The organism is Pseudomonas sp. FJ2-5-13 (assembly GCF_029201605.1).
Taxonomy (GTDB): Bacteria; Pseudomonadota; Gammaproteobacteria; order Pseudomonadales; family Pseudomonadaceae; genus Aquipseudomonas; species Aquipseudomonas lactis.
On the sequence record NZ_CP104045.1, the window covers coordinates 2586751 to 2600165 of the forward strand.

Sequence of the window (13415 nt, forward strand, 5' to 3'; positions counted from 1 at the left end):
TTCAAGCGACGGCAACGACGTCGAGAATGCGTTGCACCACGCGGTCCTGGTCAACACCGGCGGCTTCGGCCTCGAACGACAGGATGATGCGGTGGCGCAGCACGTCGAACAGCACCGCCTGGATATCTTCGGGGCTGACGAAATCGCGACCGGCCAGCCAGGCATGGGCGCGGGCGCAGCGGTCCAGGGCGATGGAGCCTCGGGGGCTGGCGCCGTAGGCGATCCACTCGGCCATTTCCGGGTCGAACTTGGAAGGGGTGCGCGTGGCCATCACCAGTTGCACCAGGTATTCCTCCACCGCATCGGCCATGTACAGGCCGAGGATTTCCTTGCGCGCGGCAAAGATGGCCTGCTGGCTCACCCGGCGCTCGGGCTTGGTTTCGCCGTTGAGCGCTTCGCCACGGGCTTGCTGCAGGATACGGCGCTCGACGGCGGCGTCCGGGAAGCCGATCTTGACGTGCATCAGGAATCGGTCGAGCTGGGCTTCGGGCAGCGGGTAGGTGCCTTCCTGCTCGATGGGGTTTTGCGTGGCCATCACCAAAAACAGCGGCGACAGTTCGTAGGTGCTGCGGCCCACGCTGACCTGGCGCTCGGCCATGGCCTCGAGCAAGGCCGACTGCACCTTGGCCGGGGCACGGTTGATTTCGTCCGCGAGCACCAGGTTATGGAAGATCGGCCCTTGCTGGAACACAAAGCTGCCGGTTTCCGGGCGATAGATCTCGGTGCCGGTGATATCGGCGGGCAACAGGTCGGGGGTGAACTGGATACGATGGAACTGCGCTTCGATCCCTTCGGCCAACTCCTTGATCGCCTTGGTCTTGGCCAGCCCCGGTGCGCCTTCGACCAGCATATGGCCGTCAGCGAGCAGGGCGATCAGCAGGCGATCGATGAGTTTTTCCTGGCCGAGAATCTGCGTAGAAAGAAAGGTTCGCAGCGCAAGCAGCGCTTCACGATGTTCCATCGATGACGGTTCCTGGAAAAGATGAGCCTGGGTGTTGTGACAAAACACCGGGCCTGGGGCGTTTACTTTAATGCATCGCGGGGTGCGGCGACTAACGGCTTGATGGGTATTTTTGGCGAAACTTACAGGATTGCGGTGCGCAAGGCATAACGGCTGGGTAGGTAGAGCACGATCACTGTGGGAGCTGGCTTGCCTGCGATCCAGTCAACTCGGTGACTCAGGCACACCGAGTCGATACCTTCGCAGGCAAGCCAGCTCCCACAGTGACCGCGCCGGGCCCCACACTCCACGATGCGAAGCGAGTCGCTCTTGATCTGCTTTTGATCTTGATCTTCGGCGCCCCGTCAAACCACGCTGGCCGGAATTCGACAGGGATTTGGGGGGTAAACCGGCAGGGATGCCGGTTTAGCCGCCCCGCGCCATGGATGGCGCGTGGCGGCGGCCCCCCCAATCACTGGCGGATTACGGGCACACCGAGCCTAGGCGAGGTGCCGAGTGGTGGGGCAAGAGCGTTTTGCTTACTTTTGCGCTTTTCAAAAGTGAGCCGCCGTCAGGGCGGAACCCTAAGTGGCCGTTACCTAAATAACGGATATGTACCCGGTCCAACTGTGTTGACTGTCAGGCCGCCTTCGCGAGCAAGCCCGCTCCCACAGTTGGATTGTGGGGTGTCAGATAGATAGGTGTCGGCTGGGAGGCCGTCTTCGCAGGCAAGCCAGCTCCCACATGGGATCTACGGTGCATTCAGATCCGAATGAACGTGCCGGTGCCTGTGAGGATGTTCTGCAGGGTTTCCTGCACTTCGGCCATGTCTGACGCAGCGGTGCTGTGGGTGATCTCCAGTTGGTCCTTACCGCCCAAGGCATCGGCATCGCCGGCCGCCAGTTCGATCAATAAGGTGGTGTCGCCCAACGTCACTTTCAGCCCGTCGAGGGTCGAGGGTTCGTAGTCCCAGGTCAGCTCCACTTCATCTTCATCCGGATAACGGGTGAGCATGAACATTTCGCCGTTCTTGCCGTGACAGCACAGCATGGCCATGTTGTCTTCTTCGTCGTCGCACGGGGTGGCCATCAGGGCGTCGGTTTTCAGCTGCAGCATGGGGCAATCCTGTGTAGGGGAGGGCAATTGTGCCACCGCGGCGAATTTTGTGCTTCATCCTGTGTCGGAAGTCAGGCATGACCTGACGGACCGGATCGGTCATTTCTGGTACTGATGGTGTGCAAAGTAGCAAGATTTTCTACCGAAAATCCGGGGTTGCCCAAGTTGCAACCGACACCCTGCTTACCGATGACCGAATATGTCGCAGCGTCGCAAGCAGCGCTCTTCCTACACTCGTTAAGCTGCGCAACGGATGTGCCCTGTGCCAGGCGCCTGACCTGCCCGTCGTATCGTCACCTGGCCAGGGGCATGCCGTATGGAAGTTGTATGTGACCTGACTGTCTTGTCCAGCTTCACCCACCTGTCGCCCTGATTCGTTTATGGTGCTTGTCAGCACACCAGCGAACAGAGCTGACGGTCTCCCCGCAAGGGGACAACACGCGACGCTTTCATCAATAACAAGCCCAAGCGGAGTACCACAGATGGCGTTCTTCACCGCAGCCAGCAAGGCCGACTTCCAGCATCAACTGCAAGCGGCACTGGCGCAGCACCTCAGTGAACAGGCACTGCCACAAGTGGCGCTGTTCGCTGAACAATTTTTCGGCATCATTTCCCTGGACGAACTGACCCAGCGTCGCCTTTCCGACCTGGCCGGTTGCACCCTGTCTGCCTGGCGCCTGCTTGAGCGCTTTGATCACACCCAACCGCAAGTGCGGGTCTACAACCCCGATTACGAACGTCATGGCTGGCAGTCGACCCACACCGCGGTCGAAGTGCTGCACCATGACCTGCCCTTTCTGGTGGACTCGGTACGCACCGAGCTGAACCGCCGTGGCTACAGCATCCATACCCTGCAAACCACCGTGCTCAGCGTGCGTCGTGGCAGCAAGGGCGAGCTGCTGGAAATCCTGCCCAAGGGCACCCAGGGCGAAGGCATCCTGCAAGAATCGCTGATGTACCTGGAGATCGACCGCTGCGCCAATGCCGCCGAACTGAACGTGCTGAGCAAGGAGCTTGAGCAGGTGCTGGGCGAAGTGCGCGTGGCCGTGGCCGATTTCGAACCGATGAAAGCCAAGGTCCAGGACCTGCTGGCCGGTATCGACGCCAGTGCGTTCGCCATCGACGGCGAAGAAAAAGCCGAGATCAAGAACTTCCTCGAATGGCTGGTGGGCAACCACTTCACCTTCCTGGGCTACGAAGAGTTTGTGGTACGTGACGAGGCGGACGGCGGTCATATCGAATATGACGCCAGCTCCTTCCTCGGTCTGACCAAGCTGCTGCGTGCCGGCCTCACTGCCGAAGACCTGCGCATCGAAGACTACGCCGTGGCCTACTTGCGTGAGCCGACCGTACTGTCGTTCGCCAAGGCCGCCCACCCAAGCCGCGTGCACCGCCCGGCTTACCCGGACTATGTGTCGATTCGCGAGATCAGCGCCGACGGCAAGGTCATCAAGGAACACCGTTTCATGGGCCTGTATACCTCTTCGGTGTACGGCGAAAGCGTGCGGGTGATCCCTTATATCCGTCGCAAGGTCGCGGAAATCGAACGTCGTTCGGGCTTCCAGGCCAAGGCGCACCTGGGTAAAGAGCTTGCCCAAGTGGTTGAAGTATTGCCCCGTGACGACCTGTTCCAGACCCCGGTCGACGAGCTGTTCAGCACCGTGATGTCGATTGTGCAGATCCAGGAGCGCAACAAGATCCGCGTGTTCCTGCGCAAAGACCCGTACGGTCGTTTCTGCTACTGCCTGGCCTACGTGCCACGCGACATCTATTCCACCGAAGTGCGCCAGAAGATCCAGCAAGTGCTGATGGACCGTCTGAAGGCTTCGGACTGCGAGTTCTGGACCTTCTTCTCCGAGTCCGTGCTGGCCCGTGTGCAACTGATTCTGCGGGTTGACCCCAAGAACCGCCTGGACATCGACCCGCTGCAACTGGAAAAAGAAGTGGTGCAGGCCTGCCGCAGCTGGCAGGACGACTACGCCAGCCTGGTAGTGGAAAGCTTCGGCGAAGCCCAGGGCACCAACGTGCTGGCGGATTTCCCCAAAGGCTTCCCGGCTGGCTACCGCGAGCGTTTCGCCGCGCATTCGGCTGTGGTCGACATGCAGCACCTCAACAGCCTGACCGAAGCCAACCCACTGGTGATGAGCTTCTATCAGCCGCTGGGCCAGGTTTCCGGCCAGCGCGAGCTGCATTGCAAGCTCTACCACGCCGATACGCCGCTGGCGCTGTCCGACGTGCTGCCAATCCTGGAAAACCTCGGCCTGCGTGTGCTGGGCGAGTTCCCGTATCGCCTGCGTCACGCCAATGGCCGTGAGTTCTGGATCCATGACTTTGCGTTCATCGCCGCCGAAGGCGTGAACCTGGATATCCAGCAACTCAACGACACCCTGCAGGATGCGTTCGTGCACATCGTGCATGGCGATGCCGAGAACGATGCGTTCAACCGCCTGGTCCTCACCGCCGGCCTGCCATGGCGCGACGTGGCGCTGCTGCGTGCCTATGCCCGTTACCTGAAGCAGATTCGCCTGGGCTTCGACCTGGGTTACATCGCCAGCACCCTGAACAACCACACCGACATCGCCCGCGAGTTGACCCGGTTGTTCAAGACCCGTTTCTACTTGGCGCGCAAGCTCACTGCCGACGACCTGGAAGACAAGCAGCAACGCCTGGAGCAAGCGATCCTCAGCGCCCTGGACGACGTCCAGGTGCTCAACGAAGACCGCATCCTGCGTCGCTACCTGGACCTGATCAAGGCCACCCTGCGCACCAACTTCTACCAGACCGATGCCAACGGCCAGAACAAGTCGTACTTCAGCTTCAAGTTCGATCCGCGTGCCATCCCTGAGCTGCCCAAGCCCGTGCCGAAGTTTGAAATCTTCGTGTACTCGCCACGGGTCGAAGGCGTGCACCTGCGCTTTGGTAACGTGGCCCGTGGCGGCCTGCGTTGGTCCGACCGTGAAGAAGACTTCCGCACCGAAGTACTTGGCCTGGTAAAAGCCCAGCAAGTGAAGAACTCGGTGATCGTGCCGGTAGGCGCCAAGGGTGGCTTCCTGCCGCGTCGCCTGCCATTGGGCGGCAGCCGGGACGAGATCGCGGCCGAAGGCATCGCCTGCTACCGCATCTTCATCTCCGGCCTGTTGGACATCACCGACAACCTGAAAGACGGCGCCCTGGTGCCGCCGGCCAACGTCGTGCGCCATGACGACGATGACCCGTACCTGGTGGTGGCGGCGGACAAGGGCACTGCGACCTTCTCCGACATCGCCAACGGCATTGCCATCGACTACGGCTTCTGGCTGGGCGATGCGTTCGCTTCCGGTGGTTCGGCCGGTTACGACCACAAGAAAATGGGCATCACCGCCAAGGGCGCGTGGGTGGGTGTGCAGCGTCACTTCCGTGAGCGCGGCATCAACGTGCAGGAAGACAGCATCACCGTGGTGGGCGTCGGCGATATGGCCGGTGACGTGTTCGGTAACGGTTTGTTGATGTCGGACAAACTGCAACTGGTCGCAGCGTTCAACCACCTGCATATCTTCATCGACCCGAACCCGAACCCGGCCACCAGCTTCGTCGAGCGCAAGCGTTTGTTCGAACTGCCGCGTTCGGCCTGGACCGACTACGACACCAGCATCATGTCCGAAGGCGGCGGTATCTTCTCGCGCAGCGCGAAAAGCATTGCCATCTCGCCACAGATGAAAGAACGCTTCGACATCCAGGCTGACAAGCTGACCCCGACCGAACTGCTCAACGCCTTGCTCAAGGCGCCGGTGGACCTGTTGTGGAACGGTGGTATCGGTACTTACGTCAAGGCCAGCACCGAGAGCCATGCCGATGTGGGCGACAAGGCCAACGACGCGTTGCGCGTCAACGGCAACGAGCTGCGCTGCAAGGTAGTGGGCGAGGGCGGTAACCTCGGCATGACCCAGCTGGGGCGTGTGGAATTCGGCCTCAATGGCGGCGGCTCCAACACCGACTTCATCGACAACGCCGGTGGCGTGGATTGCTCCGACCACGAAGTGAACATCAAGATCCTGCTCAACGAAGTGGTGCAGGCCGGTGACATGACCGACAAGCAGCGCAACCAGCTGCTGGCGAGCATGACCGACGAAGTCGGCAACCTGGTGTTGGGCAACAACTACAAGCAGACCCAGGCCCTGTCCCTGGCCGCGCGCAAGGCTTACGAGCGTGCTGCCGAGTACAAGCGCCTGATGAGCGACCTGGAAGGCCGTGGCAAGCTGGACCGTGCCATCGAGTACTTGCCCACCGAAGAGCAGCTCACCGAGCGCGCCTCCAGCGGTAAGGGCCTGACCCGTCCGGAACTGTCGGTGCTGATTTCCTACAGCAAGATCGACCTCAAGGAAGCGTTGCTCAAGTCGCTGGTACCGGATGACGAGTACCTGACCCGTGACATGGAGACCGCGTTCCCACCGAGCCTGGTGGCCAAGTTCGGGGAAGCCATGCGTCGCCACCGTCTGAAGCGCGAGATCGTCAGCACCCAGATCGCCAACGACCTGGTCAACCACATGGGCATCACCTTCGTTCAACGACTCAAAGAGTCGACCGGCATGAGCCCGGCGAACGTGGCGGGCGCGTATGTGATCGTGCGGGACATCTTCCATCTCCCGCACTGGTTCCGTCAGATTGAAGCCCTGGACCATCAGGTTTCCGCTGACGTGCAACTGGAGCTGATGGATGAACTGATGCGCCTGGGCCGTCGCGCTACGCGCTGGTTCCTGCGCAGCCGTCGCAACGAGCAAGACGCCGGGCGTGACACCGCGCACTTCGGTCCGCACCTGGCGGCGCTAGGCCTCAAGCTCGACGAACTGCTGGAAGGCCCGACCCGCGAAGGCTGGCAGAACCGCTACCAGGCCTACACCCAGGCCGGCGTACCGGAGTTGTTGGCACGCATGGTTGCAGGCACTACCCACCTGTACACCTTGCTGCCGATCATCGAAGCCGCCGACGTGACCGGGCATGACGCCGCCGAAGTGGCCAAGGCCTACTTCGCCGTCGGCAGCGCCCTGGACCTGCCGTGGTACCTGCAGCAGATCAGTGATCTGCCGGTTGCCAACAACTGGCAGGCCCAGGCCCGCGAAGCCTTCCGCGATGACGTGGACTGGCAGCAACGGGCGATCACCATCTCGGTCCTGCAAATGGCCGATGCGCCACAAGACATGGAAGCCCGCGTGGCCCTGTGGCTTGAGCAGCACCAGGACATGGCGGATCGCTGGCGCGCCATGATGGTGGAAATTCGTGCTGCAGTGGGCACGGACTACGCCATGTACGCGGTGGCCAACCGTGAGTTGCTGGACCTGGCGTTGAGTGGTCAGTCGGTGTTGCAACCGGCTTGATGCCTCGCTAAACCAAAAGCCCCCGCATCGTGAGATGCGGGGGCTTTTTGTTTGATCTGAAATGCGATCAATGTGGGAGCTGGCTTGCCTGCGATAGCGGCGGGTCAGTTAATAATTTGGTCACTGGTACACCGCTATCGCAGGCAAGCCAGCTCCCACAGTTTTAACTTTACTCACTTGAAGTCAGTGGTGTTTGAGTAGTCGGGTTTCCAGGTGATCCAGATGCTGGGTCATCAGGGCGACGGCCGTGTGAGCGTCGCGCTGTTCCACGGCATCCACAATCGCCACATGCTCCTGCCACGCGCAATAGGTGCAGGCCTTGGCTTCAAATTGCGCAATGATCAACGACGTTAACGGCACCAGGCTGTTGAGAAACTGGGCCAGTGGCGCATTGCCGGCCATGTGCGCCAGTTGCAGATGAAACTCTCCGGAAAACCGGATCGCCGGCCCCCGCTGATCACGCTCAATGGCGTCGCGCTCCTGGGCAATCAGCTCGCGCAGTTGGCGAATCTGCATCGCGGTGGCCTGGGCGCAGGCCAGTTGCACCACGGTGATTTCGGTGAGGCGCCGGGCTTCCAGGATCTGCCGTGTGTGCTGGGCATCCGGCGCGGCGACCTGGGCGCGCTGGTTGGGGCGCAGGATGACCACTTGCTGATGGGACAGCTTGGCCAGCACCCGGCGAATTACGCTGCGGCTCACGCCAAAGAGCTCGCCCAGGCCTTCTTCGGTGAAGCGGCTGGCGGGCGCAATGCGTTGCTCAAGGATGGCGTCGAACAAGCGTGGATAGATGTCGTCCACCGAGGGCTTTTTTTCGGGCGTCCAGCGTAAGGACGTGAGGGTGCAATTGCGTTGCAGGGCGTGAGCGTTCATGGCCGGTCTCCGAAAATCAACTGCCCAGATGGTCGTCCGGGATATTCAAGCGAATGCCCATGCGCAGGCCTTCCTGCAGGATGTGCCGGCGCATTTCGGCACTGGCCAGGGCGCTGTTCTTGTTGCGGATAGCGCGTACCACGGCTTCGTTTTCTTGCAGGCGTTCGGCCAGGTGTTCTGGCGAGTTGCGCAACACCTGGGCGCTTTGTTTGAGCGCGGTGCTGGTTTGCTGCACCACGTTCTGAAAGATCGGGTTGGAAGTCAGGGCGAACAGCTCTTCATGGAAGTCGATATAGGCGTTCATGCCGGCTTCGGCATCGCCTGCATCGAGAGCCTCGCGCATGTCCATCAGGGTCAGGCGCAGTTGGCCGATTTCCTTGCTGCTGATGGACTGGGCCACCAGGCCGACGATGAAAGGTTCGAGGGTGTAGCGCAGTTGCAGGATATCCTCGAGGCTGGCATCGGCCACGGCGTCGCTCGATTGCGGCTCGCTGACGCTGGTTTCCAGCACGACCACGCCTTTGCCCGGCATGGAGCGCACCAGGCCGAGGGTCTCCAGCACGATCACCGCCTCGCGCAGGCTCGGGCGACTGATGCCCAGCTGTTCGGCCAGTTCACGCTGGCCAGGCAGCATTTCACCGCGGCGCCACTGGCCTCGCGCCAAGGCGGCGCGCAGTTTTTCTACCACTGAATTGACGACGGTTGAGGTGCTGATCACGTCGAAGGCTCCTTGATGTTGCTCATACAGTATTCAGTCTGGCGAAGGTCCAATGTGGGAGCTGGCTTGCCTGCGATGACTGAGTGTCAGGCACTACATTTGACGCTGACCCACCGCTATCGCAGGCAAGCCAGCTCCCACATTGGATGGGTGTTGTCCTAGAACTCCTGATGCGCCGGCAGCACCGGCTTCTTGGCCTGGAAGGCATAGCCTTGCTGGCCGTCGAGCACCTTGTTGGCGCGCTGGATATCAATGTCTTTTTCCCAGCGCGCAATTGCCACGGTGGCCACGCAGTTGCCGATCAGGTTGGTCAGCGCGCGACCGATGCCCATGAACCAGTCCACCGCCAGCACCAACACCAGGCCGACCACCGGAATCGCCGGGATCGCCGTGAGCGTTGCCGCCAGAATCACCAATGCCGAGCCTGGAATGCCATGGGCGCCCTTGGAGGTGATCAACGATACCAGGAGGATGGTCAGCAAGTCGGTCATCGACAGCGGTGTGCCGGTGGCGTTGGCGATAAACACGATAGCCAGTGTCAGGTAGATGGAAAAACCGTCGAGGTTGAACGAGTAACCGGTGGGAATCACCAGGCCCACGGTGGAGCTGCCAATGCCCAGGTGCTCCAGTTTGCGCATGATCTGCGGCAACACCGCGTCGGACGACGCGGTGCCCATCACGATCAGCAGTTCTTCACGCAGGTACTTGAGCAGCGGCAATATCCGCAGGCCCGACAGGCGCATCACCAGCCCGAGGATCACCGCCACGAAGGCAAAGCAGGTCAGGTAGAAAAGCCCCACCAGGCTGCCCAGGTGTTGCAGCGAGTCCAGGCCATAGGTGCTGGTGGTGAAGGCGATGGCACCGAATACGCCAATCGGCGCCAGGCGCACGATCATGCCCATGATGCGGAAGATCACATGGCTCAATTCGTTGATCAGCCGCGAGATGCCGCTGGCCGCTTCGCCCACCAGGTTCAGCGCGCTGCCGAACAGCACCGAGAACAACAGCACTTGCAGCACGTTGTTATCGGCAAAGGCGCCGACCACCGAATTGGGGATCAATTCCATCAGGAACTGGCTGGTGCCGCGGATGTGCTGGCCCTTGTCGGCCAGTTCATTCAAACCGGCGGAAGAGAGTTGCTCCAGGTGAATATTGGCGCCGCTGCCAATGCCGGTGCTGAAGGCCATGATCAGGCCGAGCACCAGGGCGACGGTGGTCAGCATTTCAAAATAGATCACCGACTTGAGGCCGATGCGCCCGACCTTCTTCAAGTCGCCCGCGCCGGAAATACCGCTGACCACCACGCAGAACACGATCAGGCCAATCAGCATTTTGATCAGCTTGATAAAGCCGTCACCCAAGGGTTTGAGTTGCGAGGAGAATTCGGGAAGGGCCAGGCCGCAGGCGATGCCGAGCATCAGGCCAATCACGACTTGCAGGAAAATCGAACGCGAGCACCATCTGAGCATGGGAGGGATCTCTATTCGGTGCCCTGGTGGTTCCAGGGCTTAATTGTTGTGGTCTTACCGGTAAGTCCAGTGCGGGGCCAGTCTACGCTCGGTTTTTTTCAAATCACAAGCAAATATTTGGCGGTTGGCAGGTCCCGGTCTGACCAGTTGGTCGGTAAGCACGATGCTTGAGCGGTTGGCGGGGATTAATTTTTTTTGCGTATCATCGCCTTCGGCATACGAGGTGACGGATGGACCAATCAGGGCTGACAACCGACCAAGCAGGGCGCGTGTATTGCGCTTGGCGCACCGCAGCGCCTGCGTACCTGCATTACCACGACCACGAGTGGGGCGTGCCGGTGGCGGATGACATCGCGCTGTACGAGAAGATCTGCCTGGAGGGTTTTCAGGCGGGGATGGCGTGGATCACCATCCTGCGCAAGCGCGAAAACTTTCGCCAGGCGTTCGAGGGCTTTGATTTTTGCCGGGTGGCGCAGTACGGCGAGGCGGACATCGAGCGGTTGATGAGCGCCCCGGGCATTGTGCGCAACCGGGCGAAGATCGTCTCGGCCATCAACAATGCACGCCGGGCCTGTGAACTGGTGGAGGAGACCGGCTCGCTGGCGCGCTGGCTGTGGGCGTTTGAGCCCTGCGCAGAAGAGCGGCCGGCAGTGGTGGATATGGCTTACTGGACGGCCAATCCAACGTCACCCGCTTCGTTACGGTTATCCAAAGCCTTGAAGAAGCGCGGCTGGACCTTTGTCGGCCCGACCACGATGTATGCGTTGATGCAGGCGATGGGGATGGTCAATGACCACTTGGAGGGGTGCGAGTGCCGCACGCGCATTGAACACCTACGGCGCCAGTTCAAACGCCCCTGAATCACTGGCAGAGCAGAGTAAAACTGTGGGAGCGGGCTTGCTCGCGAAAGCGGTAGCTCAGGCAGCACATCTGTGACTGGCATACCGCATTCGCGAGCAAGCCCGCTCCCACACAAGCCAGCTCCCACAGGGGGTTTGTGGTGTTGCTGATTATTTGGGAAGCGGGGTGAGTACCTCAGCCTTGTCATCCAGCACCATCACCACCAGCAGTTTGGCCGGTTGGGTCTGGCTGGCATTGCTCGACTCAAAATGCCGCGAGCCGGCCGGTTCGTAGAACGATTGCCCGGCTTTGTAGGTAATCGCCTTTTCATCATTGACCCGCGAGGTGATCTGGCCTTCGAGCACATACGCCACGGCGGTGCCGGTGTGGCTGTGGGGCACGGTGGCTTGGCCGGGGGCGTAGTCCACGGTGAGCATGATGGTTTTCTTGCCCGGCACGTTGGTCAAGGCGTGCTCTTGCAGCACCTTGAGCGTTTCCTGGTTGTAGACCGGGTCGTGGGCAAATGCATTGAGGGAGGCGAGCATCAGTGTGGCAGCGAACAAGCGTTTCATGATGAGGGTTCCATCGAGTTCAAGACCGCTTCACCCTACGCCGCAGAGGGCCCGCCACCAATGACCAATGCGCCGGAAAACCGCCTAGCCAATCTGCAAGAGAATATCGCGAACCTTGTCCAGCGCCGGGTCAATGTCCAGGGTCTCGATGGCGCCGAACCCCAGAATCAGCCCCGAGCGCACCGGTAGGTCGTGAAAGAACACATCCAGGGGGTACAACCCCACCTCGACCTCACGCGCCCGTTCCATCAGTAAGGGAATATTCACCGGCACCTTGCACAGTGCCGCCAGGTGAAAGCCCGCCACCGTCGGTACTGCCTCGAACCACGGCGACAGATCGCCCGCCAGACGCTGGAGTATGCGTTCGCGACGCCCCGCATAGAGGCTGTGACAGCGACGAATATGCTTGAGCAGGTAACCTTCACTGATGAACTTGGCCAGTGCCCACTGCGGCAAGGTAGCGCTGTGCTGGTCGGTCAATTTCTTGGCCTTGAGCACCGCACCGTAGATGGCCGGCGGCAGCACCGCATAGCCCAGGCGTAACTCCGGCGACAGGGTTTTGGAGAAGGTGCCGACGTAGGTAACCACGCCTCGGGTATCCATGCTTTGCAGGGAGTCAGTGGGGCGGCCTTCTTAGCGGAATTCGCTGTCGTAATCGTCTTCAATGATGATCGCGCCGAGCGCAATGGCGCGGTCCAGCAGGGCCTCGCGCCGCGCCTGGCTCATGGGCATGCCAAGGGGGAATTGGTGGGACGGCGTCACATAGATCAAGCGGGTGCCATCCGGGATCTGGTCGACCTGCAGGCCTTCTTTGTCGACGGCCACACTGGCAACATTGGCGCCCATCGCGACGAACAATTGGCGTGCGGGGCTGTAGCCTGGGTCTTCCATCGCGACCAGGCTGCCGGGCTCAAGCACCACGCGGGCAATCAGGTCCAGCGCCTGCTGTGCGCCGTTGGTGACCACGATATCGCCGGCCCCGCATTTGACCCCGCGAGAAAACGCGATATGCCCGGCGATGGCTTCGCGCAGGGCGGGCACGCCTTCTGGCTGGCTGTAAAAACCACTGTTCTGGGCGATACGACGCAACGCATCCTGGGTGCAACGCCGCCATTCGTCCTGGGGGAAGTGGTGGCGTGTGGTCGCGCCGCCGATAAATTCGTAGCGCAGGATGTCTTCACGGGCGGGGTGGCCCATGGGCGAGGGCAATGCCGCCCATTTGCCCAGGTTGGCGGCGCACGCCAGGTCGGTGGCGGTTTGCACGCGATCGGGTTGTGGCGCCCACGCGTTGACGAAGGTGCCGCGGCCGATCTTGCCAATCAGCAGGCCTTCGTAGGTCAAGGTGGCGTAGGTGTCGGATACCGTCTTGCGCGAGATGCCCAGTTGTTCGGCGAGCAGTCGGCTGGGGGGCAGTTGCGCGCCCGCCGACAGCCGCCCGGTGGCGATGGCTTGGCGCAATTGCTGATAAAGCTGGGCAGCCAGGTCCTTGCGGCCGGTAATGACGAGGTGCAGTTCCATGTTTCATCCTGGGACAGATCG

General features: G+C 61.2%; 8 protein-coding genes and 1 pseudogene. 2 read left to right on the top strand and 7 right to left on the bottom strand.

All coding sequences use genetic code 11. From position 1 onward, the window contains the following. Window position 1: 1 nt before the first annotated feature. Both N2A98_RS11310 and N2A98_RS11315 read right to left on the bottom strand, forming a co-directional pair. The gene (locus N2A98_RS11310; RefSeq protein ID WP_032892134.1) at window positions 2–961 is read right to left on the bottom strand and encodes a MoxR family ATPase; all 960 of its coding nucleotides are present in this window, start codon (window positions 959–961) and stop codon (window positions 2–4) included. A gap of 741 nt (window positions 962–1702) precedes the next feature. Next, the gene (locus N2A98_RS11315) at window positions 1703–2056 is read right to left on the bottom strand and encodes a hypothetical protein (protein WP_078802998.1); all 354 of its coding nucleotides are present in this window, start codon (window positions 2054–2056) and stop codon (window positions 1703–1705) included. A 482-nt stretch (window positions 2057–2538) separates the two neighbouring features. Here N2A98_RS11315 and N2A98_RS11320 point away from each other — a divergent pair, with 482 nt between their 5' ends. Next, window positions 2539–7407: an NAD-glutamate dehydrogenase gene (locus N2A98_RS11320; protein WP_032892132.1), complete on the top strand. Its 4869-nt coding sequence runs from the start codon at window positions 2539–2541 to the stop codon at window positions 7405–7407. Window positions 7408–7590: 183 nt separating this feature from the next. Here the strand turns inward: N2A98_RS11320 and N2A98_RS11325 are convergent, their stop codons facing one another. The 3 genes from N2A98_RS11325 to N2A98_RS11335 all read right to left on the bottom strand — a co-directional run bounded on the left by N2A98_RS11325 (window position 7591) and on the right by N2A98_RS11335 (window position 10479). After that, a complete protein-coding gene (locus tag N2A98_RS11325; RefSeq protein ID WP_003190805.1) occupies window positions 7591–8277 on the bottom strand; it encodes a GntR family transcriptional regulator in 687 nt (228 codons plus the stop codon). Window positions 8278–8293: 16 nt separating this feature from the next. Next, window positions 8294–8995, bottom strand: a complete 702-nt coding sequence (locus tag N2A98_RS11330; protein WP_014718317.1) for a FadR/GntR family transcriptional regulator — start codon at window positions 8993–8995, stop codon at window positions 8294–8296. 158 nt (window positions 8996–9153) lie between these two features. Further along, entirely contained in the window at window positions 9154–10479 is a 1326-nt protein-coding gene (locus N2A98_RS11335) for a C4-dicarboxylate transporter DctA (protein ID WP_275623604.1), read from the bottom strand. A gap of 215 nt (window positions 10480–10694) precedes the next feature. Here N2A98_RS11335 and N2A98_RS11340 point away from each other — a divergent pair, with 215 nt between their 5' ends. Then, window positions 10695–11324: a DNA-3-methyladenine glycosylase I gene (locus N2A98_RS11340; RefSeq protein ID WP_275623441.1), complete on the top strand. Its 630-nt coding sequence runs from the start codon at window positions 10695–10697 to the stop codon at window positions 11322–11324. Between the two features lie 150 nt (window positions 11325–11474). On the opposite strand, the gene N2A98_RS11345 is transcribed toward N2A98_RS11340, so the two are convergent. Together N2A98_RS11345 and N2A98_RS11350 are read right to left on the bottom strand one after the other, a co-directional pair. Continuing rightward, window positions 11475–11876 carry a cupin domain-containing protein gene (locus N2A98_RS11345; protein ID WP_044273435.1) on the bottom strand — a complete coding sequence of 134 codons (402 nt, stop codon included), beginning with the start codon at window positions 11874–11876 and terminating at the stop codon, window positions 11475–11477. A gap of 84 nt (window positions 11877–11960) precedes the next feature. Continuing rightward, window positions 11961–13394, bottom strand: a pseudogene (locus N2A98_RS11350) (PLP-dependent aminotransferase family protein). Window positions 13395–13415: the final 21 nt, after the last annotated feature.